The sequence below is a fragment of the Streptomyces sp. NPDC048211 genome (genome assembly GCF_043202315.1).
Lineage (GTDB): Bacteria > Actinomycetota > Actinomycetes > Streptomycetales > Streptomycetaceae > Streptomyces.
Genome location: NZ_JBIDAD010000001.1, coordinates 1,008,420 through 1,033,782 on the forward strand (window position 1 = coordinate 1,008,420; position 25,363 = coordinate 1,033,782).

Below are 25,363 nucleotides of genomic sequence, written 5' to 3' on the forward strand. Positions count from 1 at the left end.
TGCTCCGGCGCCGGACGCATGACCCCGAGCCGCGATTCGCGGGCACGTTGATGCAGGTGGTCGGCGGGCAACTGGTCGTGATCGGTAAGGCGGGCCGGCCGGTGGAGAGGGTGCTGCCGCCACGGCCGCACGTGCGGCGTCCGGGCCGGGGCTCGCTCCGGGGCCGTATGCGCATCCCGGCCGACTTCGACTACGCGCACGCCTGTGTGACCGACGCCCTGGGGATGCGCTGATGCGGCTTCTGCTCGACACACCCGTGGTGATGTGGTGGATCGCCGACTCGCCTCGGCTGTCCGCCTCGGTCAAGGAACTCCTGGAGACCGAACCGGCTGTGTACGTCAGCGCGGTGTCTCCCTGGGAGATCACCGTCAAGCAGTTCCTCGGCGGCTTCGAAGGCCCGGGAGACCTGGCCGAACAGGTACGGGATCTCCGGTTCAGGGAACTTCCCATCACGGCCGCGCACGGTGTGCGGGCGGGACGCCTGCCGATGGTGCACACCGATCCCTTCGACCGGATCCTGATCGCGCAGGCGCAGGCCGAGAGGCTGGCGCTGGTCACCCGGAACCGCTGGATCCCGCAGTACGACGTGCAGGTCATGTCGGTCTGACCTGCACGTCGTGCGGGACCGCACGGGCCCTGGCTTTCCGGAGGCGCGGGGCCGAGCGGCGCCCGGGTGCGTGGGCGTCACTCGACCGGAACGGGGACCTCCGGCTCTGTCGGGTCCTACTCGGAGATCGACTTCACCACACCGTAGGGGTCGCCGTTCCACCAGAGGATCATCTGGTACTTGTGACCGGTCAGCACGTTGTAACCGAAGCTGTCGCAGCCGCTGTCGCCGCCGTCGTCCTCCTTGCCCCTCTCGACCCACTTGCCGCCCGTGTACTCCTCAAGGATGCCGGTCATGCCGTAGCCGTCGGGGAGGGTGTCACAGACCTTGAAGGTGTCGCCGTTGTCTATGTGCTGCATGTATCCGCGAGCGGCGTCGTTCGGGATGCTCCAGAAGAGGGTGGCGTCCGCGGCGCTGGCGGTACCGGACAGACCCAGTACCAGCGTGGCCGCGCCGGCTCCCGCCAGGAGCGTGCGAGTGAACGCGTTCTTGAACATGTCGAGCCTCTCGGACCTGAGGCGGGCGGGCGCAGCCGTTTTCCTGCTCCCCGCCGCCAGTATTTTTCGGGCAGCCAGACAGCTTCGCAATTGGATGCCGTGAAGGAACACAGGGAAAAGAGAATATTTTCCGAATTCGCGCAATGTGCGTGTGCTGATGGATGCACTCACGCCATCGGGGACTCAATCATCCGGCCGACCGGAAGTAAAGAGCTGTCGGCGAAGTGACGTTATTGCGTCAAGGGTGACCTGGATGCCGGGCGCGGCACGGGCGGGAATAAATCATTCCGGATATCCGGATCGGGCACGATGCGGCCCGGGAAACTCTTGGGCGGAGTATCCGGGGAGCCTGGTGAGGTGGCTCGGGGGCGACGCCCGTGTGCGCGACCACCGGCCGGCGAAGGGCCCTTCGTCCATGTGTGTGCGTGGAACGATGTAATCGCACCGTCGTCGACACCATGATCCGGCAGGTCGGAAATGAAGAGGTTCAGGTGAAGTGACGCTATTGCTCCAGACATTCCCTGGGTGGCGGATCGGAGCCAGGGTGGGAATATCTCACTCCGGAACAGGGGCGCCCGTACAAGTGGGGTGGAGGATCGGGGCTCGGGATGTCCGGAATTCCCCTGCCGAAGGAGGACGCTGCGGCCCGCGTATGGAGACGTGCTGTCAGTTGCGGATGTGCCCCGGTGACCGCGACCGCGCGGTTGCGGCGCAAAGGTCTCCGTGCGGCGACGGCGACGCCGCAGCCGGACCGGTGGAGATGCGGGCACGCACCGGGCGAAGCCGGCGGGGAGCCGGCTGAAGGGAGACCCCGATCCGGCATCCGGCCCGACGGCCCGACGGCCCGACGGCCCGGCGGACCAGGGTGCGCTCCGGCGCGCGGACGGCTCGTACCGCTCCGGATCGAGAAGCGCCGCCCGGGAACGAAAGGGCGCCGCTCCGGGGCGAGACGTGCCGGCTGCCCGCCCGCGCAGCCCTCGGCGCGCATGAAAAAGACCCCCTGTTCAGTGTTGCCACTGATCAGAAGGTCTTTTCGGCACTTCCTGCGAAGTGCCCCCGGCAGGATTCGAACCTGCGCACCCGGCTCCGGAGGCCGATGCTCTATCCCCTGAGCTACGGGGGCGAATCGCCGTGTTGCTCTGCGACGGGTGAAACACTACCAGCTTCCGCCGGGTGCCCGTGAACAGGTATTTCCGCGCCGTCGCCGGGACGGCGCGGACCCCGCCCCGGCCGCTCGCACGCACTTCCGGCCACCCCTCGCTGCACCCGTCCGGGGGCGGAAGTGGGCAAAACCCGGACGCAGCCACTCCGGCCCACCTACTCTCGAAGGGTGTCAGGGGCGTGCGGCCGCGTGCTTGTTGTCGACGACAACAAGGTCATCCGGCAGTTGATCAGGGTCAATCTCGAGCTGGAGGGCTTCGAGGTCGTGACCGCGGCCGATGGTGTCGAGTGTCTGGATCTGGTGCATCGGGTCAGCCCCGACGTGATCACGCTCGACGTCGTGATGCCCCGGCTGGACGGGCTGCAGACGGCCACCAGACTGCGCTCCGATCCACGTACCCGGCATCTGCCCGTGGCGATCATCAGCGCCTGCACGCCGTACGAGGTGGACAACGGTGTCGCGGCAGGCGTCGACGCGTTCCTCGCCAAGCCCTTCGAGCCCAGCGAGCTGGTGCGAGTCGTACGGCAGTTGATGGAGCGCGGGCGGCCGCCGGCGCTCGACGGCAGGCAGGGGGCCGGGCGGGCGGAGAGAGCCACCGGCTGACCGGATGGCGAAACGCGGTCGCGAAGGGCCCCCCTTCCTCCCCTACGCTTGTCCCGTGACCCCCGCCGATCTCTCCGCGACCGTGCTGCACGCCGTGCGCAGCGCCGTGGACGAGCACGTCCTGCGCGCGCCCGTGCCCGCGCGCGTGCGAGTGGAGAGGACACGACCCGGCGGACGCGGCGACTACGCCAGCGCCGTCGCCCTCCAACTGGCGGGGCCCGCCGCGCTGACCGCGCGGGAAGTGGCCGAGATCCTTCGGGAGCGGGTGGCCGGGGCGCCCGGGATCGGACGGGTGGAGATCACCGGGCCCGGATTCCTGAACTTCACGCTCGACGCCACGGCCGACGCGCACCGCTCGCTCGTGGACCGGGTGCGGGAGCAGGGGCCGCGGTACGGGTACGGGGACGCCCTCGCCGGGACATCGTCGCATTTCAGCCACCCCCGCGAGGTCCGGGCCGCCGTCACCGCGGACGCGGTGGGCAGGCTCGTACGGGCGCAGGGCGCGCTCGTGCGCATCAGCTGCGACGAGGAGCCCGACCCGGACTGGGTGCGGCTGGGGATCGCCGCCGACACCGAAGGACCGCCCTCCCCGGCCTCGGCCCCGACGCGGATACGGCCCGTCCCCGCCGGCGCCCCGGCCGGCGAGCTGCTCGACCGGCTCGGACCCGACGCCACCCGATGGGGGCTCCTGCGGCCCGCCGGCCACGACCGCGCCCCCCTCGGCGACGAACTCCTCCTCCAGGCCGAGGGCAACGCGCTCTTCCTGGTCCGCTACGCCCACGCCCGCGTCCACGCGCTGACCCGCGGCGCGGCGCTTCTCGGATGCACCGGCGCCCGCGACGAGGCCGCCGGCGACACCGCGGGGACCCTCCGCGACACGCCCGGTGCGCCCGCACACGCGCTCCTCGACCTCCTCGCCGACCACCCCGCCGTGCTCGCCGCCGCCGCGCGTCACGGCGCCCCCGACCGGCTCGCCCGGCACCTCGAAGCGGTCGCGCACGCCTTCCTCGACTTCCACGACGCCGCCTCACCGCTTCCCGTCGGGGACGAGAAACCCTCGGCCGCCCACCGCTCCCGGCTGGCCCTCGCCGAGGCCGCCGGGACGGTGCTGGCCGGCGGCCTGTCCCTGCTCGGTATCAGCGCACCCACATACCTCTGAGAGACCCGAGAGAGCAGAGCAACACGATGAGCCGATCCGCACACCCCGCCGGTCCCCGTCACGCCGACGTCATGTCGGAGGGCCACTACACCGCCCCCGCCGAGGACCTCAACGTCCTCGACGAGAAGGTCTGGGCCCGCACGGTCACCCGGGACGAGCACGGCGCCCTGACCGTCGGCGGGATCGAAGTCGCCCGGCTGGCCGAGGAGTTCGGCACTCCGGCCTACTTCCTCGACGAGTCCGACTTCCGGGCCCGCTGCCGCGCCTGGTCCGACGCGTTCGGACCCGGCGCCGACGTCTTCTACGCCGGCAAGGCCTTCCTCTCCCGCGCGGTCGTGCGCTGGCTCCAGGAGGAGGGGCTGAACCTCGACGTCTGCTCCGGCGGCGAGCTGACCACCGCACTCGACGCCGGAATGCCCGCCGAGCGCATCGCCTTCCACGGCAACAACAAGACCGTCGACGAGATCGAGCGGGCCATCACGGCCGGGGTCGGCCGGATCGTGCTCGACTCGTTCCAGGAGATCGTCCGCGTCGCCCACACCGCGCAGCGGCTCGGCAAGCGCCAGCGCGTCCAGATCCGGGTGACCGTCGGCGTCGAGGCGCACACCCACGAGTTCATCGCCACCGCGCACGAGGACCAGAAGTTCGGCATCGCCCTGGCCGACGGGCAGGCCGCCGAGGCCGTCCGCCGGGCGCTCACCCTCGACGGGCTCGAACTCATCGGCATCCACTCCCACATCGGCTCGCAGATCTTCGACATGGCCGGCTTCGAGGTCTCCGCCCGGCGCGTGGTGCAGCTGCTGGCCGAGGTGCGCGACGAGCACGGCGTCGAACTCCCCGAGATCGACCTCGGAGGCGGCCTCGGCATCGCGTACACCTCCGAGGACGACCCGCGCGAACCGCACGAGATCGCCAAGGCGCTCGGCGACATCGTGACCCGCGAGTGCGAGGCCAACGGGCTCGCCACCCCCCGCATCTCCGTCGAGCCCGGCCGCGCCATCGTCGGACCCACGGCCTTCACGCTGTACGAGGTCGGCACCATCAAGCCCCTGGAGGGGCTGCGTACGTACGTCAGCGTCGACGGCGGCATGTCGGACAACATCCGCACCGCGCTGTACGACGCCGAGTACAGCGTCGCCCTCGTCTCGCGCAGCTCGGACGCCGAACCGATGCTCGTCCGCGTCGTCGGCAAGCACTGCGAGAGCGGCGACATCGTGGTCAAGGACGCGTTCCTGCCGTCCGACCTGGCCCCCGGCGACCTGATCGCCGTGCCCGCCACCGGTGCGTACTGCCGCTCCATGGCGAGCAACTACAACCACGCCCTGCGTCCGCCCGTCGTCGCGGTGCGCGACGGACAGGCCCGGGTCATCGTCCGGCGCGAAACGGAGGAAGATCTTCTGCGTCTGGACGTCGGCTGATGCCGTATTTCCCGGGGCACCCCCCGGGAACCCGCTAAACATCTCAGGATCCGGACGGGTGGCGGAAACCCCCGTCCGGTGAGTGAGACTGGTTCACACATCAGATGTAAAGGAAACGAGGTCGGATGATGCGTACGCGTCCGCTGAAGGTGGCGCTGCTGGGCTGTGGAGTCGTCGGCTCAGAGGTGGCCCGCATCATGACGACGCACGCCGACGACCTCGCCGCGCGCATCGGCGCACCGGTGGAGCTCGCCGGTGTCGCCGTGCGCCGGCCCTCCAAGGTGCGCGAGGGCATCGACCCCGCACTGATCACCACCGATGCGACCGCCCTGGTCAAACGGGGCGACATCGACGTCGTCATCGAGGTCATCGGGGGCATCGAGCCCGCCCGCACGCTCATCACCACCGCTTTCGAGCACGGCGCGAGCGTCGTCTCCGCCAACAAGGCGCTGCTCGCCGAGGACGGCGCGGCCCTGCACGCCACCGCCGAGCAGCACGGCCGGGACCTCTACTACGAGGCCGCCGTGGCCGGTGCCATCCCGCTCGTCCGGCCGCTGCGCGAGTCCCTCGCCGGTGACAAGGTCAACCGGGTCCTGGGCATCGTCAACGGCACCACGAACTTCATCCTCGACAAGATGGACACCAGTGGCGCCGGCTACTCCGAGGCGCTCGACGAGGCCACCGCCCTCGGATACGCGGAGGCCGACCCGACCGCCGACGTCGAGGGCTTCGACGCCGCCGCGAAGGCCGCGATCCTCGCCGGAATCGCCTTCCACACCCGGGTGAAGATCGGCGACGTGCACCGAGAGGGCATCACCGAGGTCACCGCCGCGGACATCGCCTCCGCCCGCCGCATGGGCTGCACCGTCAAGCTCCTCGCCATCTGCGAGCGGGCCGCCGACGGGCAGTCCGTCACGGCCCGCGTGCACCCCGCGATGATCCCGCTCAGCCACCCGCTGGCCTCCGTCCGCGAGGCGTACAACGCGGTGTTCGTCGAGGCCGAGGCGGCCGGGCAGCTGATGTTCTACGGTCCCGGCGCCGGTGGCGCACCGACCGCCTCGGCGGTCCTCGGCGACCTCGTCGCGGTCTGCCGCAACAAACTCAACGAGGCCCCCGGCCCCGGCGAGTCCGCGTACACGCGTCTGCCGGTGAGCCCCATGGGCGATGTCGTCACGCGGTACCACATCAGCCTCGACGTGGCCGACAAGCCTGGCGTACTCGCCCAGGTCGCGACGGTCTTCGCCGAACAGGGCGTATCGATCGATACGGTCCGCCAGCAGAGCCGACAGGACGGCGGGGGCGAGGCATCCCTCGTCGTCGTCACCCACCGCGCGCCCGACGCCGCCCTTTCCGGGACCGTCGAGGCGCTGCGCAAGCTCGACACCGTGCGCGGTGTCGCCAGCATCATGCGTGTTGAAGGGGAGTAAGGACCCATGACCACCAAGGGCACCCACCAGTGGCGCGGCATCATCGAGGAGTACCGGGACCGTCTCCCGGTCACGAGCACGACGCCCGTCGTCACGCTCCGTGAGGGCGGTACGCCGCTCGTTCCCGCTCAGGTCCTCTCCGAGCGCACGGGCTGCGAGGTGCACCTCAAGGTCGAGGGCGCCAACCCCACCGGGTCCTTCAAGGACCGCGGCATGACCATGGCCATCACCCGGGCCAAGGAGGAGGGTGCGCAGGCCGTCATCTGCGCCTCCACCGGCAACACCTCCGCCTCCGCCGCCGCGTACGCGGTGCGGGCCGGAATGGTCTGCGCCGTCCTCGTACCGCAGGGCAAGATCGCGCTCGGCAAGATGGGCCAGGCGCTCGTCCACGGCGCCAAGATCCTCCAGGTCGACGGCAACTTCGACGACTGCCTGACGCTGGCCCGCCAGCTCTCGGACAACTACCCGGTGGCGCTGGTCAATTCGGTCAACCCGGTCCGTATCGAGGGCCAGAAGACCGCCGCCTTCGAGATCGTCGACGCGCTCGGCGACGCCCCGGACATCCATGTCCTCCCGGTCGGCAACGCGGGCAACATCACCGCGTACTGGAAGGGGTACACGGAGTACGCCGGCGACGGCCTGTCCACGCACAAGCCGCGGATGTGGGGTTTCCAGGCCTCCGGTTCCGCGCCCATCGTGCGCGGCGAGATCGTCAAGGACCCGTCGACCATCGCCACCGCGATCCGGATCGGCAATCCGGCCTCCTGGCAGTACGCCCTGGCCGCGCGGGACGAGTCGGGCGGCTTCATCGACGAGGTGACGGACCGCCAGATCCTGTCGGCCTACCGCCTGTTGGCCTCCCAGGAGGGCGTCTTCGTGGAGCCCGCCTCGGCCGCGTCCGTCGCCGGTCTGCTCAAGGCCGCCGAAGAGGGCAAGGTCGACCCCGGCCAGAAGATCGTCTGCACGGTCACCGGCAACGGGCTCAAGGACCCGGACTGGGCCGTCGCCGGCGCCCCCCAGCCGGTCACCGTCCCGGTCGACGCGGTCGCCGCCGCCGAGAAGCTGGGCCTCGCGTAACACCACCCGCCGCAGCGCGGCCGCACCCCCGGTCCGGACGACGGATCCCGGGTGCGGCCGTGGCAACGGTCCGACCGGCGGCCGGGCGTAACGGTTCGTCGGAAAGGCGCCTCAAACGCCCCTTTTCGGGGCGGCGAGCGCATCGGGGGTGTGCGACACGCATCGTGCGCCTCCTGTGCGCCCTATGTCGCGACAGAACCTTCCTTCGATAAGCTGTACCCAACCCGCCCCCGCCGCATAAGCCGGGGTGCTCGGGCCGTTGCGGCCGTCGGTTGATTTCCGGGGTCAGGCCACACCCGCCGCCGCATTCGCCCCGAAGAATCCCCACAGAACCGCAGACCCCGAATATCCCCGAGCCCCAGCAGAACCCGAAGAGCCGCACAGAGCAGAACCCGAAGAGCCGCGAACGGTCCCGAAATACCCCGCAGCTCCTCGAATTCCCCGCCGCCTCACAAGGAGAGTCGTCAGAGCGATGGCCGGTCCCGCCTTCCGAGCCGCCGCCGTACGGGTGCGCGTCCCCGCAACCAGCGCCAACCTGGGCCCGGGTTTCGACGCCCTCGGCCTGTCGCTGGGCCTGTACGACGACGTGGTCGTCCGGGTCGCCGACTCCGGGCTGCACATCGACATCGCCGGCGAGGGCGCGGACACGCTGCCCCGCGACGAGAAGCACCTGCTCGTACGGTCCCTGCGCACGGCCTTCGACCTGCTCGGCGGTCAGCCCCGCGGGCTGGAGATCGTCTGCGCCAACCGCATTCCGCACGGCCGCGGCCTCGGTTCCTCCTCCGCCGCCATCTGCGCCGGGATCGTCGCCGCCCGAGCCGTGACGACCGGCGGTGACGCCCGCCTCGACGACGCGGCCCTGCTGGAGCTCGCCACCGAGATCGAGGGCCATCCGGACAACGTCGCCGCCTGCCTGCTCGGAGGCTTCACGCTCGCGTGGATGGACGGGGGATCGGCGCGCGCCATCAGGATGGATCCCGCAGATTCCATCGTTCCGGTGGTTTTCGTTCCCGGCAAGCCGGTGCTCACCGAGACCGCCCGCGGACTGCTGCCCCGGACCGTCCCGCACGTCGACGCCGCCTTCAACGCCGGCCGTGCCGCGCTCCTCGTCGAGGCCCTGACCAGGCGCCCCGAGCTGCTGCTCACGGCCACCGAGGACCGGCTCCACCAGGAGTACCGCGCACCGGCGATGCCGCAGAGCGTGGAACTCGTCAACCGGCTGCGCGCCGACGGCGTGCCCGCGGTGATCTCCGGAGCCGGGCCGACCGTGCTGGCGCTGGCCGAGGACGGTGCGGCCGACAAGGTCGCGCGGCTGGCGGGCGAGGGATGGGCGGCCAACCGGCTCGCTCTCGACGCCCAGGGTGCGAGCGTGCTGCCGCTCGCTCCGTAGCCGAGAAGTGATTGCCGGTGAGTGAGAGGGGGAATGTTTGTTGGAGCCGGTAGTGTTAACCTCAAGTCTGCAATCGACGTCTATGTGGCGCGTTGCTTCGTGTCCCTTTCCGGGACCACCTTTTCTTCCGGGAGCCTCCCCAACTGCCTGAGCAGCCTGCCTGAGCAGTTTCGAGCACGCTCCGGAACCGGCACGACACCCCTCGCTTGTCCAGGAGTGGGCCGAGCAGGGGGATGCTCGCGCCGGGCCCCAGCACACCTTCATCTCTCCGCCGTACCTATCCGGCGGACCACCGCCCCGGCACGGTCCGCACCGAAGACCGCAGTCGGACAGCACAACCGGTCGCCGAGCCAGAAGGCCGACGTCCGCTCCAGGGAAGGACCCTTCGTGAGCGACACCACCGATCTGATGGGCGTGACTGCCGACAAGAGCGTCGACAGCGCCGCGCCCGCCGAAGGTGCTGCCACTGGCACCACCGCACGGCGCCGCCGCTCCGGCACCGGCCTTGACGGCATGGTCCTGGCCGAGCTGCAGCAGGTCGCGTCCGGCCTCGGTATCAAGGGCACTGCGCGGATGCGCAAGAGCCAGCTGATCGAGGTCATCAAGGAGACCCAGGCCGGCGGCTCCGCGCCCAAGGCCAAGGCCGCCTCGGCCCCCGCCGAAGAGGCGGAGGCCAAGCCGAAGCGCCGGGCCACCTCCAAGGCGCGCACCGGCGCCGGGGACGACACCCCGGCCGCCGCACCCGCCGAGAAGGCCGCGGCACAGCAGCAGATCGACATTCCCGGCCAGCCGGCCAGCGACGACCAGCCCACGGGCGAGCGTCGTCGTCGCCGTGCGACCGCGCAGGCGGGCAGCCCGGACAGCAAGCCGGACACCAAGGCGCAGGCCAAGGACCGCACGCAGGACGAGCCGAAGCGCGAGGCTCCCGCCGAGGACCGTTCCGAGTCCAAGGCCGAAGCGGCGGCGGACAACGCCGAGGGCCGTCGCGGCGACCGCCAGGACCGCGGCCAGCGCGGTGAGCGGGGCGAACGCGGCGAGCGCCGTGAGCGTCAGCGCGACCGTCGCGGCAAGGGCGATGAGCAGGGCGGCGGCCAGGGCGGCCAGCGCCAGCGTCAGGGCGGCCAGGGCGGTCAGGGCGGCGGCCAGGGCGGCCAGGGGCAGAGCCAGGGCCAGCAGGGCGGCGGCGGACCGCAGGACGACTTCGACGACGAGGGCGGCCGTCGTGGCCGCCGGGGCCGCTACCGCGACCGCCGCGGCCGTCGTGGCCGTGACGACTTCGCGAGCGACGCGCCGCCGGTCACCGACGACGACGTCCTGATCCCCGTCGCGGGCATCCTGGACATCCTCGACAACTACGCGTTCATCCGGACCTCCGGCTACCTGCCGGGTCCGAACGACGTGTACGTCTCGCTCGCCCAGGTCCGCAAGAACGGCCTGCGCAAGGGTGACCACGTCACCGGCGCCGTGCGCCAGCCCAAGGACGGCGAGCGCCGCGAGAAGTTCAACGCGCTGGTGCGCCTCGACTCGGTCAACGGCATGGCGCCCGAAACCGGCCGCGGCCGCCCGGAGTTCCAGAAGCTGACGCCGCTCTACCCGCAGGACCGGCTCCGTCTGGAGACCGACTCCAACGTCCTGACGACGCGGATCATCGACCTGGTCGCCCCCATCGGCAAGGGCCAGCGAGGCCTGATCGTGGCCCCGCCGAAGACCGGTAAGACCATGATCCTCCAGGCGATCGCCAACGCGATCACGGTCAACAGCCCCGAGTGCCACCTGATGGTCGTCCTGGTCGACGAGCGTCCGGAAGAGGTCACCGACATGCAGCGGTCGGTGAAGGGCGAGGTCATCTCCTCGACCTTCGACCGTCCCGCCGAGGACCACACCACCGTCGCCGAGCTGGCCATCGAGCGCGCCAAGCGTCTCGTCGAGCTGGGTCACGACGTGGTCGTCCTGCTGGACTCGATCACCCGTCTGGGACGCGCGTACAACCTCGCGGCCCCGGCCTCCGGACGCATCCTGTCCGGTGGTGTCGACTCGACCGCGCTCTACCCGCCGAAGCGGTTCTTCGGTGCGGCGCGCAACATCGAGGACGGCGGCTCGCTGACGATCCTCGCCACCGCGCTCGTCGAGACCGGCTCGCGCATGGACGAGGTGATCTTCGAGGAGTTCAAGGGCACCGGCAACATGGAGCTCAAGCTCGACCGCAAGCTCTCCGACAAGCGCATCTTCCCCGCGGTGGACGTCGACGCGTCCAGCACCCGTAAGGAAGAAATCCTGCTCGGCAGCGACGAGTTGGCGATCACCTGGAAGCTGCGACGGGTGCTCCACGCCCTGGACCAGCAGCAGGCGATCGAGCTCCTCCTGGACCGGATGAAGAAGACCCAGTCCAACGCGGAGTTCCTGCTCCAGATCCAGAAGACGACGCCGGCTCCGGGCAACAACGACTAGTCGTAGCCCGTCGGCAGTACACAGGGCCGCCCCCGTCACTTCGGTGCCGGGGGCGGCCCTGTGCCGTAGCCCGGCCGCTGTGCCCCCGGCGCCCCCGAGACCTTCGCCACACGGCGGTGGCGACGGACAGCGCCGCCGCATTGCCTGTATCAGGCAAGAAACCGCAGGTGAGCGGCAGGTCACCGGTTGTTCCCGCGATGGGCGGACCGGCTCCGGGTTTACCCGGAGGCCACGGGTCCCTGTGCAACCCTTCTTGTCGCCGCCGCGTCGTAACCAAGAGCGACACCACGCCTGGCGTCCGGGCGACAAAGCGGCATACGGACCCGCACACCACTGCAGGGGGTAGTCGGGAGCAGTCGAGGAACGAGGAGACGGATGAGCGACCAGAGCGGGAGCAGCAGCCGAATACGGGCCACCGGCAAACGCCGGAGGAAGCCGTCCCGCCGCCGCAGGGCGACCGTCATAGCCGCGTGGAGTCTGGCCGGCCTCGTCGTCGTCGGCGGATCCGGGCTCGGCTACGCGTACTTCCACCTCAACGGCAATCTCAAGGCCGTCGACATCAACAACGCCCTCGGCAAGAACCGCCCCGAGAACGTCGACAACGGCTCCGAGGACATCCTCGTGCTCGGTTCCGACTCCCGCTCCGGCGCGAACGCGGAGTACGGCGAGGACCAGGGCGGTGCCCGCTCGGACACGGCGATGGTCGTGCACGTCAACAAGGGCCACAAGACCGCCAGCGTCGTCTCCATCCCGCGCGACACCCTCATCACCCGGCCCGAATGCACCGGTGACGAGAGCGGACAGCCCGTCGCGGGACAGCAGCGCGCGATGTTCAACACGGCGTACGAGGTCGGCGGACCGGCCTGCGCGGTCAAGACCGTCGAGTCGATGTCCGGGATCCGCATGGACCACTACATCGAGGTCGACTTCACCGGATTCAAGAAGCTGGTCGACAAGCTCGGCGGGGTGGAGATCACCACCAAGCAGGCGATCAACGACCCCAAGAGCCATCTGAACCTCGAACCGGGCACCCACACCCTCGACGGGGAGCAGTCCCTCGGCCTCGTCCGCACCCGCAAGAGCGTCGGTGACGGGAGCGACCTCGGCCGCATCCAGCTCCAGCAGGCCTTCATCAAGGCGCTGATGGAACAGGCCAAGAGCGTGGGCATCCTCAACGGCACCAAGCTGTACGGCATCGCGGACACCGCGACCAAGGCCATCACCACGGACTCCGACCTCGGCTCGGTCAAGGAGCTCGCGTCCTTCGCGAGCGGCCTCAAGGGGCTCGGTTCGGACGACGTCCACATGGTGACCCTGCCCGTCGAGTACGACCCCGCCGACCCGAACCGCGTGGTTCCGCAGGAGAAGGCCGGCAAGCAGGTGTGGACGGCCCTGCTCCACGACCGGCCGATCCCCGCCTCCGCCACCGAGAAGTCGGCGGGCGACAAGGGCGACGCCGGGCAGATCGTGCAGTAACGGCCTCCCCGCAGGCCGTGACCCGGGGCGCCCGGGAATAGTGGGCGCCCGACCCCCGTTTTGGGAGATACGGCCAGTCCTGGCAGACTGGTACGTCGGCCCCGGTTCACGGACGCGCAATCCGCGCGTACGACCCGGCGCCCTCCCGAACCTAGGAGAAACCCTTGAAGCGCGACATTCACCCCCAGTACGTCGAGACGCAGGTCAGCTGCACCTGTGGCGCGTCGTTCACCACCCGGTCGACCCTGGACAACGGCGCCATCCGTGCCGACGTCTGCTCCGAGTGCCACCCGTTCTACACGGGCAAGCAGAAGATCCTCGACACCGGTGGCCGCGTGGCCCGCTTCGAGGCCCGCTTCGGCAAGGCCGCCGGCTCCGCCAGCAAGTAGCGAGCCACTGCGCCGGTCCTTGGCGCCCTCTTCCCGGGGGCGCCGGGACCGGCGTTTTTTTCCGGCCGGGACGACGGCAGGCCCGTATCCCGCCCGGCAGGCATCCGCCGGCCGGCAGGCATGATGAGCGTAGGAACCAGGAGCCCGAAGATGTTCGAGGCGGTCGAGGAACTGATCGGCGAACAGTCCGATCTCGAGAAGAAGCTCGCGGACCCGTCGGTCCACGCCGACCAGGCCAACGCGCGCAAGCTCAACAAGCGCTACGCCGAGCTGACCCCGATCGTCGCCACGTACCGCTCCTGGAAGCAGACCGGCGACGACATCGAGACCGCCCGCGAGTTCGCCGCCGACGACCCCGACTTCGCCGCCGAGGTCAAGGACCTGGAAAAGCAGCGCGAGGAGCTCACCGAGCGGCTCCGCCTCCTGCTCGTGCCCCGGGACCCCAGCGACGACAAGGACGTGCTCCTGGAGATCAAGGCGGGTGCGGGTGGCGACGAGTCGGCTCTGTTCGCCGGCGATCTGCTGCGCATGTACCTGCGCTACGCCGAGCGCGTCGGCTGGAAGACCGAGATCATCGACTCCACCGAGTCCGAGCTCGGCGGTTACAAGGACGTCCAGGTCGCCGTGAAGACCAAGGGCGGCAACGGTGCCACCGAGCCCGGCCAGGGCGTCTGGGCCCGGATGAAGTACGAGGGCGGCGTGCACCGCGTGCAGCGCGTGCCCTCCACCGAGTCCCAGGGCCGCATCCACACCTCCGCCGCCGGTGTGCTCGTCACGCCCGAGGCCGAGGAGGTCGACGTGGAGATCCACGCCAACGACCTCCGGATCGACGTCTACCGCTCCTCCGGCCCCGGCGGCCAGTCCGTCAACACCACCGACTCCGCGGTCCGCATCACGCACCTGCCCACCGGCGTCGTCGCCTCCTGCCAGAACGAGAAGAGCCAGCTCCAGAACAAGGAGCAGGCCATGCGTATCCTGCGGTCGAGGCTTCTCGCCGCGGCCCAGGAAGCCGCCGAGCAGGAAGCGTCCGACGTACGCCGCAGCCAGGTGCGAACGGTCGACCGGTCCGAGAAGATCCGTACGTACAACTTCCCGGAAAACCGGATCTCGGACCACCGCGTCGGCTTCAAGGCGTACAACTTGGACCAGGTGCTCGACGGGGATCTGGACGCTGTGATCCAGGCCTGTGTCGACGCCGACTCCGCAGCCAAGCTCGCCGCCGCGTAAGTCCCGCCCCGCCGCCCCGCCCCGCTCGTGAACCCGTACGGAGAACCGCGATGAACCTGCTGCTCGCCGAGGTGGCCCAGGCCACCCAGCGGCTGGCCGACGCCGGTGTCCCTTCACCGCGATTCGACGCGGAGGAACTCGCCGCGTTCGTGCACGGCGTCAAGCGGGGCGAGCTGCACAACGTGCCGGACACCGATTTCGACGCCCGCTACTGGGAGACGATCGCCCGGCGCGAGGCCCGCGAACCGCTCCAGCACATCACCGGCCGCGCCTTCTTCCGCTACCTGGAGCTCCAGGTCGGACCCGGCGTCTTCGTGCCCCGGCCGGAGACCGAATCGGTCGTCGGCTGGGCGATAGACGCGGTCCGCGCGATGGACGTCGTCGAGCCGCTGATCGTCGACCTCTGCACGGGATCGGGCGCCATCGCCCTCGCCATGGCCCAGGAGGTGCCGCGCTCGCGCGTGCACGCCGTGGAGCTGTCCGAGGACGCCCTCAAATGGACCAGGAAGAACGCCGAGGGGTCCAGGGTCACCGTGCACCGCGGCGACGCCCTGACGGCCCTTCCCGAGCTCGACGGCCAGGTCGACCTGGTCATCTCCAACCCGCCGTACATCCCGCTCACCGAGTGGGAGTACGTGGCTCCCGAGGCCCGCGACCACGACCCCGAGATGGCTCTCTTCTCGGGCGAGGACGGCCTCGACACCATCCGCGGCATCGAGCGCACCGCCCACCGTCTGCTGCGCCCCGGCGGCCTCGTCGTCATCGAGCACGCGGACACCCAGGGCGGCCAGGTGCCGTGGATCTTCACCGAGGAGCGGGGCTGGGCCGACGCGGCCGACCACCCCGACCTCAACAGGCGTCCCCGGTTCGCCACGGCCCGCAAGGCCATGCCGTGACCGGCGGAATCCACCCCTACCCGTACATGCTTGAGGAGGCCGGCTGATGGCACGGCGATACGACTGCAACGACGCCACGGACCGTACGACGGGTCTGCGCGAGGCCGCGTCCGCCGTCCGCCGCGGCGAACTGGTCGTGCTGCCCACCGACACCGTGTACGGGATCGGTGCGGACGCCTTCAGTTCCGAGGGCGTCGTCGACCTCCTGGAGGCCAAGGGCCGCGGCCGCAACATGCCGACGCCCGTCCTCATCGGCTCGCCGAACACCCTGCACGGCCTGGTGACGGACTTCTCGGAGCAGGCGTGGGAGCTGGTGGACGCCTTCTGGCCGGGCGCGCTCACGCTCGTCGCCAAGCACCAGCCGTCGCTCCAGTGGGACCTCGGCGACACCCGCGGCACCGTCGCCATCCGGATGCCGCTGCACCCGGTGGCCATCGAACTGCTCACCGAGGTCGGCCCGATGGCCGTGTCCAGCGCCAACCTCACCGGACACCCCTCGCCCGAGGACTGCGACGCCGCCCAGGAGATGCTCGGCGACTCCGTGTCCGTGTACCTCGACGGCGGCCCCACCCCGGGCATCGTCCCGTCCTCGATCGTCGACGTCACCGGCAAGGTGCCGGTCCTGCTGCGCGCCGGCGCGCTCTCCGCGGAGGAGCTGCGCAAGGTGGTACCCGACCTCGAGGTGGCCAATTGACCGCCCCTGAGGGGCGTGGCATAGCGGGGCAGACCGACACCTTCCGCATCCTCCACGTCAGCACCGGCAACGTCTGCCGCTCACCGATCACCGAGCGGCTGACGCGCCATGCCCTCGTGGACCGCCTGGGCGACCCGCTCCTGGGCGGGCTGATCGTGGAGAGCGCGGGCACCTGGGGACACGAAGGCGCCCCGATGGAGGCCAACGCGGAGGTGGTGCTCGCCGACTTCGGTGCCGACGCCACCGGATTCGTGGGCCGCGAGCTGCTCGACGAGCACGTGATCCGCGCCGACCTGGTGCTCACCGCCACCCGCGACCACCGGGCCCAGGTGATCTCGATGGGCCACTCGGCCGGACTGCGCACCTTCACGCTCAAGGAGTTCACCCGGCTGGTCCGGGCGATAGACCCCGCCACGCTGCCCGACGCGAGCGACGAGGGCGTCGTCGAGCGCGCCCGCGCGCTGGTCCGGGCCGCCGCCGCGCTGCGCGGCTGGCTGCTGGCCCCGACCGTCGAAGCCGACGAGGTCTACGACCCGTACGGCGCCCCCATCACGTTCTTCCGGTCCATCGGCGACGAGATCAACCAGGCCCTGGACCCGGTCGTCACCGCGCTGACGGGCGTATCGGCGCCGCACTGAACGGCTGACGCCCGAGGGCCGTCCGTGCCGCGCCGACGGCCGTACGGGGAGGACCACGCCCGGACGGGTGCGTCACGGCCCACGACAGCGCGCCGCGGACCCGCCACGGGCCTACATTGGAGCTGACGCCACCCCTCCCCAGGCCCGGAGCCCCCGATGCCGGTCACCACCGCTGCCGCACCCTCCGCCGTCGCCGCCCTGCCGCATGACTTCGACGCGCTGCTCCGGGAGGACCCGGAGATCGCCGATGTGCTGGTGGGGGAGCTCCACCGGCAGTCCGGGACGCTCCAGCTGACCGCGGCGGAGAACTTCACCTCGCCCGCGGTCCTGGCCGCCCTCGGCTCCCCGCTCGCCAACAAGTACGCCGAGGGATACCCCGGCGCCCGCCACCACGGCGGCTGCGAGCAGGCGGACGCCGCCGAACGCATCGCCATCCGCCGCGCCACCTCGCTCTTCGGCGCCGAACACGCCAATGTGCAGCCGCACTCCGGCTCCTCGGCGGTCCTCGCGGCGTACGCGGCGCTGCTGCGCCCCGGTGACACCGTGCTCGCGATGGGACTCCCGTACGGCGGCCACCTCACGCACGGTTCGCCCGCCAACTTCTCCGGCCGCTGGTTCGAGTTCATCGGCTACGGGGTGGACTCCGAGAGCGGGCTGATCGACTACGACCAGGTCCGCACCCTGGCCCGCACGCACCGGCCCAAGGCGATCGTCAGCGGTTCGATCTCCTACCCCCGCCACCCCGACCACGAGCTGTTCCGGGAGATCTGCGACGAGGTGGGCGCGTACCTCATCGCCGACTCCGCGCACCCGATGGGACTGATCGCCGGGGGAGCGGCGCCGAGTCCCGTGCCGTACGCGGACGTGGTCTGCGCCACCACGCACAAGGTGCTGCGGGGGCCGCGCGGCGGCATGATCCTGTGCGGCGCGGAACTGGCGGAGCGGATCGACCGGGCGGTGTTCCCCTTCACCCAGGGCGGCGCCCAGATGCACACGGTGGCGGCGAAGGCCGTCGCGTTCGGCGAGGCGGCCGCGCCGGCCTTCGCCGCGTACGCCCACCAGGTGGTGGCGCACGCCCGGGTGCTGGCCGCCGGCCTGGAGGCGGAGGGCTTCGACGTCACCACCGGCGGCACGGACACCCACCTGATCGTCGCGGACCCGGCCCCGCTGGGCGTCGACGGGCCCACCGCACGCGCGCGGCTGGCCGCCGCCGGCCTGGTGCTGGACACCTGCGCGCTTCCGTACGGCGACGCCCGGGGCATCAGGCTCGGCACCGCGGCCGTCACCACCCAGGGCATGGACGAGCCCGACATGGCCCGCCTGGCGGTGCTGTTCGGGTCCGCGGTGCGCGGGGAGGGCGGCGATCTCCTCACGGAGGTACGGGAGATGGCGGCGCAGCACCCGCCGTACCCGGGCTGAGCGGGGCCCCGGTGCCCGCGACGGTGGCGGCCCGTGCAACCGACCCGGGAAGCGCCGCGTCCTCCACCATGAGGCCGACCTCGTAGAGCCCGACCGGTACAGGGGGGCGGCGTCGTGGGGCCGGGCACGCACCCCCTCGACGATGTCGTCGGCAGGCAACGCTCCGCGTCGCCACGACGCCCCGCCCCGCGGCTGCGCCCACCCGGCCCCGCCGCTGCTTCCACCCCCATGTGCCGGTCGGGCTAAGGTGTGGGCTGAGATGGCCGGCGACATTTATGGGGCAGCCCGTGCGTGATTACTTGCTGACGCTCTGTGTCACGGCCGCGGTGACGTATCTGCTCACCGGCCCGGTGCGTAAGTTCGCCATCGCGGTCGGGGCGATGCCCGCGATCCGTGCGCGTGACGTCCACCGCGAACCGACACCGAGGCTCGGTGGCATCGCCATGTTCGGCGGGCTCTGCGCCGGGCTGATCGTCGCCGATCACCTGTCCAACCTCGACGGCGTCTTCGAGCTCTCCAACGAACCGCGGGCCCTGCTCTCCGGGGCGGCCCTGATCTGGCTGATCGGCGTCCTGGACGACAAGTTCGAGATCGACGCCCTGATCAAGCTGGGCGGACAGATGATCGCCGCGGCGGTCATGGTGCTCCAGGGCCTCACGATCCTGTGGCTGCCGATCCCGGGCGTCGGCACGGTCCCGCTCACCCAGTGGCAGGGCACGCTGCTGACCGTCGCGCTCGTCGTCATCACCATCAACGCGGTCAACTTCGTCGACGGCCTGGACGGCCTGGCGGCCGGCATGGTGTGCATCGCCTCGGCCGCGCTCTTCCTCTACACCTACCGGCTCTGGTACGGGTACGGGATCGAGGCGGCCGCCCCCGCGACGCTCTTCACTGCGATCCTGATGGGCATGTGCCTCGGCTTCCTGCCGCACAACATGCATCCCGCGCGGATCTTCATGGGGGACTCCGGGTCGATGCTGATCGGCCTGGTCCTCGCCGCCGGCGCGATCTCGGTCACCGGGCAGGTCGACCCGGACGCGATGAAGCTCTTCGCGGGAAGCGAACGGCAGGCGACCCACGCGATGCTGCCGGTCTTCATCCCGCTGCTCCTGCCGCTGACGATCATCGCGATCCCGGCCGCGGACCTGGTGCTGGCGATCGTGCGGCGTACGTGGAACGGACAGTCGCCGTTCGCCGCGGACCGCGGACACCTGCACCACCGGCTGCTGGAGATCGGGCATTCGCACAGCCGGTCGGTGCTGATCATGTACTTCTGGTCGGCCCTGATCGCCTTCGGCGCGGTCGGCTACTCGGTGCACTCGACGTCGATGTGGATCGTGCTCCTGATCGTGGGGCTGAGCGCGCTCGGGCTGATCCTGCTGCTGATGCCCCGGTTCACGCCGCGCGCCCCCCGCTGGGCGGAACGCGTCGTGCCGCCGCGCTACCGCCGTCGCAAGCGGCGGGCCGGGGAGGACGCCGGTACGGAGCCTTCGCAGGCGCTGGAGGACCAACAGGGGCCCCTGGGTGACCAGATGGGGCAGGACGGGCACGAGTCCGTGCCGCAGGCCCCGATCGCCGCCGGGGTGTCCGGCGTCAACGGGGCGACCGCGATCGGCCCCCGTTCTCGTTTCGCGGATCGGCGCAAGGCCGATTCGACGCGCCGGTAATTCGGGCACCAAGGGGCAATACCAGACAACTCGTTGAGTTGCCTTGACCACATGCGTCAATTAGTCCTTACGTGTGACAGCAAGCACACTTTCCAGGTAAAGACCTCATCAAATAGTTTGTGATACCGTTCACGAACCCGGTGACAGAGCCGAAGGACCTGAGTAGCACGGTCCCTTGGCCCCGAGGCATCGACTCGGACCGGGCCTACGCTCGTCCATGACGACACACTGCCCACCCCCAGTAAGCGGAGCTGCCGCCATGCCGTCCAACGACGTCCGGACTCTCCTCCAGACCGCCGTCCCCACCGCTGTCGCCGGCGCTGTCGCCGCCGCGATCAGCGCTGGCGTCGCCGGTGGCAAGGGAGCCCTGGGCGCGATCGTTGCGACGATCGTGGTCATCCTCTTCATGGGAATCGGACTGGTGGTCCTGCAACGGACCGCCAGGTCCATGCCCCACCTCTTCCAGGCGATGGGGCTCGCGCTGTACACGGCGCAACTCCTGCTGCTGTTCATCTTCGTCGCCGTATTCAAGAACACCTCGCTGTTCAACCCGAAGGCCTTCGCGATCACCCTGGTCGTGACGACACTCGTGTGGATCGGCGCACAGGCGCGTGCGCACATGAAGGCCAAGATCCTTTACGTGGAACCCGAGTCCGACAAGGACGAAAAGCCCAAGAAGCCGGGATCCGCAGCGTGAAGGGTAGGGGCGGAATAAGTGCAGGTTCGAGACCCTGCTATCGTCCGGTTCCAACTGCGGCACTGCGGGCGCGGGCATGTGAGCTGACGCCTGCACGATCGCGAGGCTCACATGCCTGACTGCCGCTCACACATCCGAAACACCAGTCCAGTGCCGAACCGCGGCTGCGCGCCGCGCCGACACAACGAGGTTGCCGTACCTATGCGCCACGCTGAAGGAGCCCGCGGTGAGTGCTGACCCGACACAGGTGCTCGCCTTCGAGACCGATTGCCACATCTTCGACGGTTGTGGTTTCCCGGCACCCGGCCTGCACTCGTTCCTGTTCGAGCCCCTCTGGGGCGATGCGGACAGCAACTTGTACTTCAACAAGACGATGCTGCTGGCCCTGCTCGGCTCGGTCATCATCGTTGGCTTCTTCTGGGCCGCCTTCCGTAAGCCGAAGTTGGTGCCCGGCAAGCTTCAGATGGTGGCCGAGGCCGGATACGACTTCGTCCGCCGCGGCATCGTCTACGAGACGATCGGCAAGAAGGACGGCGAGAAGTACGTCCCGCTGATGGTCTCGCTGTTCTTCGTCATCTGGATGATGAACCTCTGGTCCATCATCCCGGTTGCCCAGTTCCCCGTGACGGCGATCATCTCGTATCCGGCGGCTCTCGCCGGGATCGTCTACATCCTGTGGGTCGTCCTGACCTTCAAGAAGCACGGCTTCGTCGGAGCCTTCAAGAACTTCACGGGCTACGACAAGAGCCTCGGCGGGGTTCTGCCGCTCTCGATGACCATCGAGTTCTTCTCGAACCTGCTGGTCCGGCCGTTCACGCACGCGGTCCGACTGTTCGCGAACATGTTCGCGGGACACACGCTCCTGCTGCTCTTCACGATCGCCAGCTGGTACCTGCTCAACGGCATCGGCTTCGCCTACGCAGGCGTGTCGTTCGTGATGGTCATCGTGATGACCGCCTTCGAGCTCTTCATCCAGGCTGTCCAGGCCTATGTGTTCGTGCTGCTGGCCTGCAGCTACGTCCAGGGCGCTCTCGCCAAGGGCCACTGAGCACCCACCTCCTGAAGCACCCGGTGGCCAACCCCCACCGGACATTGAAAGAGAAGGAAGAACCGGCATGTCCGCTCTCCAGACCCTCGCCGCCGGCGTCGAAATCAAGGGCAACCTCGGCTCGATCGGTTACGGCCTCGCCGCGATCGGCCCCGGCGTCGGCATCGGCATCATCTTCGGTAACGGCACCCAGGCGCTCGCCCGTCAGCCCGAGGCTGCCGGTCTCATCCGCGCCAACCAGATTCTCGGCTTCGCCTTCTGTGAGGCGCTCGCCCTGATCGGTCTGGTCATGCCGTTCGTCTACCCGACCTCCTGACCGGTCGCGAACAGCCCATTCGACGGAAGGCACTGACGTGAACCCCCTGGTTCAGCTCGCCGCGGAGGAAGCGGAAAACCCGCTCATCCCGCCGATTCCCGAGCTCGTCATTGGCCTCATCGCTTTCGTCATCGTCTTCGGCTTCCTCGCCAAGAAGCTCCTCCCGAACATCAACAAGGTTCTGGAAGAGCGTCGCGAGGCCATCGAAGGCGGTATCGAAAAGGCCGATGCGGCCCAGACCGAGGCCCAGAGCGTTCTTGAGCAGTACAAGGCTCAGCTCGCCGAGGCCCGCCACGAAGCCGCTCGTCTGCGCCAGGACGCGCAGGAGCAGGGCGCCGTGATCCTGCAGGAAATGAGGGCGGAAGGCCAGCGGCAGCGCGAGGAGATCGTCGCTGCCGGTCACGCCCAGATCGAGGCCGACCGCAAGGCCGCCGCTTCGGCGCTGCGTCAGGACGTGGGCAAGCTCGCCACCGACCTGGCCGGCAAGCTCGTCGGCGAGTCCCTCGAGGACCACGCCCGGCAGAGCGGCACCGTCGACCGGTTCCTCGACGAGCTCGAGGCGAAGGCCGAGGCAGTCCGATGAACAGCGCGAGCCGCGAGGCACTGGCCGCCGCACGCGAGCGTCTCGACGCGCTGACCGACAACACGTCGGTCGACGCGGCGAAGCTCGCCGAGGACCTGGCCGGCGTCACGTCGCTGCTGCACCGCGAGGTGTCGCTGCGCCGGGTCCTGACCGACCCGGCGCAGGCCGGCGAGGCCAGGGCCGAGCTGGCGGGACGCCTGCTGGGCGGTCAGGTGGGCGGCGAAGCCGTCGACCTGGTCTCCGGCATGGTCCGCTCGCGCTGGTCGCAGTCGCGTGACCTGGTCGACTCGGTCGAGGAGCTGGCGAACACCGCCGACCTCACCGCCGCCCAGCGCAGCGGAGACCTCGACGACGTCGAGGACGAGCTGTTCCGGTTCGGCCGGATCGTGGCCTCGGACGCCGAGCTGCGCTCCGCGCTCACCAGCCGGACCGCGACCCCCGCCGCCAAGGGCGAGCTGCTGCGCAGCCTGCTCGGCGGCAAGGCGCGGCCCACCACCGAGCGCATCGTGGTGCGGCTTGTCACCCAGCCCCGGGGACGTAGCCTGGAAGCGGGACTCGAATCCCTCTCCAAGCTCGCCGCGGACCGCCGGGACCGCGTGGTTGCGGTCGTCACCTCGGCCGTGCCGCTCAGTGACCGGCAGAAGCAGCGTCTCGGCGCCGCCCTGGCGAAGATCTACGGCCGGCAGATGCACCTGAGCCTCGACGTGGACCCCGAGGTCCTCGGCGGGATCGTGGTGCGGGTCGGCGACGAGGTCATCAACGGCAGCATCGCGGAGCGCCTCGACGAGGCGACCCGTCGCATGGCCGGCTGACCTCGCGCGGCGTACCAAACAGAACAGAGCAAGACCAGCGGCCCGGTTGGGCCGTGCAGAAATTGCAGAAGATTCCTGGGGGTCGGCCCCCAGACCCCCTTAAGAAACTTCGGGCCCAACAAGGAGAGCAGGGAACCCAGATGGCGGAGCTCACGATCCGGCCGGAGGAGATCCGGGACGCACTGGAGAACTTTGTCCAGTCGTACCAGCCGGACGCGGCCTCGCGCGAGGAGGTCGGAACGGTCAGCGTTGCCGGCGACGGCATCGCGAAGGTGGAGGGCCTGCCCTCCGCCATGGCGAACGAACTGCTGAAGTTCGAGGACGGAACCCTCGGTCTCGCCCTCAACCTCGAAGAGCGCGAGATCGGTGCGATCGTCCTCGGCGAGTTCAGCGGAATCGAGGAGGGCCAGCCGGTGCAGCGCACCGGTGAGGTGCTCTCCGTCGGCGTCGGCGAGGGTTACCTCGGCCGCGTCGTCGACCCGCTCGGCAACCCGATCGACGGTCTCGGCGAGATCGCGACCGAAGGCCGCCGCGCCCTCGAGCTGCAGGCCCCTGGCGTCATGGTCCGCAAGTCGGTGCACGAGCCGATGCAGACCGGCTACAAGGCCGTCGACGCCATGGTGCCGATCGGCCGCGGCCAGCGTCAGCTGATCATCGGCGACCGTCAGACGGGTAAGACCGCGCTGGCCGTCGACACGATCATCAACCAGCGCGACAACTGGCGCTCGGGCGACGTGAACAAGCAGGTGCGCTGCATCTACGTCGCCATCGGTCAGAAGGGCTCCACCATCGCCTCCGTGCGAGGTGCCCTGGAAGAGGCCGGCGCGCTCGAGTACACGACCATCGTCGCCGCCCCGGCGTCCGACCCGGCCGGCTTCAAGTACCTGGCGCCGTACACCGGTTCGGCCATCGGCCAGCACTGGATGTACGACGGCAAGCACGTTCTGATCATCTTCGACGACCTCTCGAAGCAGGCCGACGCCTACCGCGCCGTGTCGCTTCTGCTGCGCCGTCCGCCGGGCCGCGAGGCCTACCCGGGCGACGTCTTCTACCTGCACTCGCGTCTGCTGGAGCGCTGCGCCAAGCTCTCCGACGACATGGGCGCCGGTTCGATGACGGGCCTCCCGATCGTCGAGACCAAGGCGAACGACGTGTCGGCGTTCATCCCGACCAACGTCATCTCCATCACCGACGGCCAGTGCTTCCTGGAGTCCGACCTGTTCAACGCGGGTCAGCGTCCGGCGCTCAACGTCGGTATCTCGGTCTCCCGAGTCGGTGGCTCCGCCCAGCACAAGGCCATGAAGCAGGTCTCCGGCCGACTGCGCGTGGACCTCGCCCAGTTCCGTGAGCTGGAGGCGTTCGCCGCCTTCGGTTCCGACCTGGACGCGGCCTCCAAGGCGTCGCTGGAGCGCGGTAAGCGCATGGTCGAGCTGCTGAAGCAGCCGCAGTACGCCCCGTTCCCGATGGAGGAGCAGGTCGTCTCCGTCTGGGCCGGCACCACGGGCAAGATGGACGACGTCCCGGTCGAGGACATCCGCCGCTTCGAGAGCGAGCTGCTGGAGTACCTGCGCCGTGAGCGCAAGGACCTCCTGACCAGCATCGCCGAGGGCGGCAAGATGTCCGACGACACGCTGCAGTCGGTCGCCGACGCGATCGCCGCCTTCAAGCAGCAGTTCGAGACCTCGGACGGCAAGCTCCTGGGCGAGGGCTGAT

General features: G+C 70.0%; 24 protein-coding genes and 1 tRNA gene. 23 read left to right on the forward strand and 2 right to left on the reverse strand.

Annotation, left to right across the window (positions count from 1 at the left end):
- Positions 1-56 precede the first annotated feature (56 nt).
- Positions 57-233 (forward strand): hypothetical protein, encoded by a 177-nt coding sequence (locus tag ACGFZA_RS04660; RefSeq protein WP_393677098.1) that lies wholly within the window; start codon positions 57-59, stop codon positions 231-233.
- A complete protein-coding gene (locus ACGFZA_RS04665; protein WP_385276092.1) occupies positions 233-607 on the forward strand; it encodes a type II toxin-antitoxin system VapC family toxin in 375 nt (124 codons plus the stop codon). The genes ACGFZA_RS04660 and ACGFZA_RS04665 overlap by 1 nt, the downstream gene beginning before the upstream one ends.
- A gap of 116 nt (positions 608-723) precedes the next feature.
- On the opposite strand, the gene ACGFZA_RS04670 is transcribed toward ACGFZA_RS04665, so the two are convergent.
- Entirely contained in the window at positions 724-1,104 is a 381-nt protein-coding gene (locus ACGFZA_RS04670; RefSeq protein WP_385276089.1) for a hypothetical protein, read from the reverse strand.
- A gap of 1,051 nt (positions 1,105-2,155) precedes the next feature.
- Positions 2,156-2,227, reverse strand: a tRNA-Arg gene (locus ACGFZA_RS04675).
- A gap of 159 nt (positions 2,228-2,386) precedes the next feature.
- Here ACGFZA_RS04675 and ACGFZA_RS04680 point away from each other — a divergent pair.
- From ACGFZA_RS04680 to atpA, 21 genes are all read left to right on the forward strand, one after another.
- Positions 2,387-2,869 (forward strand): response regulator, encoded by a 483-nt coding sequence (locus tag ACGFZA_RS04680; protein WP_385276086.1) that lies wholly within the window; start codon positions 2,387-2,389, stop codon positions 2,867-2,869.
- 55 nt (positions 2,870-2,924) lie between these two features.
- Complete coding sequence (gene nrtL, locus ACGFZA_RS04685; RefSeq protein WP_393677102.1) at positions 2,925-4,028, forward strand: ArgS-related anticodon-binding protein NrtL; 1,104 nt, start codon at positions 2,925-2,927, stop codon at positions 4,026-4,028.
- A gap of 26 nt (positions 4,029-4,054) precedes the next feature.
- Complete coding sequence (gene lysA / locus ACGFZA_RS04690) at positions 4,055-5,446, forward strand: diaminopimelate decarboxylase (protein WP_393677104.1); 1,392 nt, start codon at positions 4,055-4,057, stop codon at positions 5,444-5,446.
- A gap of 125 nt (positions 5,447-5,571) precedes the next feature.
- Positions 5,572-6,873: a homoserine dehydrogenase gene (locus ACGFZA_RS04695; RefSeq protein ID WP_385276077.1), complete on the forward strand. Its 1,302-nt coding sequence runs from the start codon at positions 5,572-5,574 to the stop codon at positions 6,871-6,873.
- 6 nt (positions 6,874-6,879) lie between these two features.
- Positions 6,880-7,950 carry a threonine synthase gene (gene thrC / locus ACGFZA_RS04700; protein WP_385276074.1) on the forward strand — a complete coding sequence of 357 codons (1,071 nt, stop codon included), beginning with the start codon at positions 6,880-6,882 and terminating at the stop codon, positions 7,948-7,950.
- Positions 7,951-8,422: 472 nt separating this feature from the next.
- Positions 8,423-9,340 (forward strand): homoserine kinase, encoded by a 918-nt coding sequence (gene thrB, locus ACGFZA_RS04705; RefSeq protein WP_326657944.1) that lies wholly within the window; start codon positions 8,423-8,425, stop codon positions 9,338-9,340.
- A gap of 387 nt (positions 9,341-9,727) precedes the next feature.
- Positions 9,728-11,788 carry a transcription termination factor Rho gene (gene rho / locus ACGFZA_RS04710; RefSeq protein WP_393677107.1) on the forward strand — a complete coding sequence of 687 codons (2,061 nt, stop codon included), beginning with the start codon at positions 9,728-9,730 and terminating at the stop codon, positions 11,786-11,788.
- A 375-nt stretch (positions 11,789-12,163) separates the two neighbouring features.
- A complete protein-coding gene (locus tag ACGFZA_RS04715) occupies positions 12,164-13,264 on the forward strand; it encodes an LCP family protein (RefSeq protein WP_393677109.1) in 1,101 nt (366 codons plus the stop codon).
- A gap of 164 nt (positions 13,265-13,428) precedes the next feature.
- Positions 13,429-13,653, forward strand: coding sequence for a 50S ribosomal protein L31 (gene rpmE / locus ACGFZA_RS04720; RefSeq protein ID WP_326657941.1), 225 nt, complete (start codon positions 13,429-13,431; stop codon positions 13,651-13,653).
- 150 nt (positions 13,654-13,803) lie between these two features.
- Positions 13,804-14,880, forward strand: coding sequence for a peptide chain release factor 1 (prfA, locus tag ACGFZA_RS04725; RefSeq protein ID WP_385276064.1), 1,077 nt, complete (start codon positions 13,804-13,806; stop codon positions 14,878-14,880).
- A 50-nt stretch (positions 14,881-14,930) separates the two neighbouring features.
- Positions 14,931-15,776, forward strand: a complete 846-nt coding sequence (gene prmC, locus ACGFZA_RS04730) for a peptide chain release factor N(5)-glutamine methyltransferase (protein WP_352122168.1) — start codon at positions 14,931-14,933, stop codon at positions 15,774-15,776.
- 46 nt (positions 15,777-15,822) lie between these two features.
- On the forward strand, positions 15,823-16,470 hold the full coding sequence (locus ACGFZA_RS04735) for an L-threonylcarbamoyladenylate synthase (RefSeq protein WP_148020733.1): 648 nt from the start codon (positions 15,823-15,825) through the stop codon (positions 16,468-16,470).
- Positions 16,467-17,108: a protein-tyrosine-phosphatase gene (locus ACGFZA_RS04740; RefSeq protein WP_393677114.1), complete on the forward strand. Its 642-nt coding sequence runs from the start codon at positions 16,467-16,469 to the stop codon at positions 17,106-17,108. The genes ACGFZA_RS04735 and ACGFZA_RS04740 overlap by 4 nt, the downstream gene beginning before the upstream one ends.
- Positions 17,109-17,264: 156 nt before the next feature.
- Positions 17,265-18,527 (forward strand): serine hydroxymethyltransferase, encoded by a 1,263-nt coding sequence (gene glyA / locus ACGFZA_RS04745; protein ID WP_393677116.1) that lies wholly within the window; start codon positions 17,265-17,267, stop codon positions 18,525-18,527.
- Positions 18,528-18,802: 275 nt separating this feature from the next.
- Entirely contained in the window at positions 18,803-20,194 is a 1,392-nt protein-coding gene (locus tag ACGFZA_RS04750) for an MraY family glycosyltransferase (protein WP_385276057.1), read from the forward strand.
- A gap of 259 nt (positions 20,195-20,453) precedes the next feature.
- Positions 20,454-20,891 (forward strand): hypothetical protein, encoded by a 438-nt coding sequence (locus tag ACGFZA_RS04755; RefSeq protein ID WP_327708806.1) that lies wholly within the window; start codon positions 20,454-20,456, stop codon positions 20,889-20,891.
- 226 nt (positions 20,892-21,117) lie between these two features.
- Complete coding sequence (gene atpB, locus ACGFZA_RS04760) at positions 21,118-21,939, forward strand: F0F1 ATP synthase subunit A (RefSeq protein WP_148020738.1); 822 nt, start codon at positions 21,118-21,120, stop codon at positions 21,937-21,939.
- Positions 21,940-22,006: 67 nt separating this feature from the next.
- The gene (gene atpE / locus ACGFZA_RS04765; RefSeq protein ID WP_018102636.1) at positions 22,007-22,255 is read left to right on the forward strand and encodes an ATP synthase F0 subunit C; all 249 of its coding nucleotides are present in this window, start codon (positions 22,007-22,009) and stop codon (positions 22,253-22,255) included.
- A 37-nt stretch (positions 22,256-22,292) separates the two neighbouring features.
- A complete protein-coding gene (locus ACGFZA_RS04770) occupies positions 22,293-22,838 on the forward strand; it encodes a F0F1 ATP synthase subunit B (protein WP_385276052.1) in 546 nt (181 codons plus the stop codon).
- A complete protein-coding gene (locus ACGFZA_RS04775; RefSeq protein WP_385276049.1) occupies positions 22,835-23,650 on the forward strand; it encodes a F0F1 ATP synthase subunit delta in 816 nt (271 codons plus the stop codon). The genes ACGFZA_RS04770 and ACGFZA_RS04775 overlap by 4 nt, the downstream gene beginning before the upstream one ends.
- A 140-nt stretch (positions 23,651-23,790) precedes the next feature.
- Complete coding sequence (atpA, locus tag ACGFZA_RS04780; RefSeq protein ID WP_385276046.1) at positions 23,791-25,362, forward strand: F0F1 ATP synthase subunit alpha; 1,572 nt, start codon at positions 23,791-23,793, stop codon at positions 25,360-25,362.
- Position 25,363 lies beyond the last annotated feature (1 nt).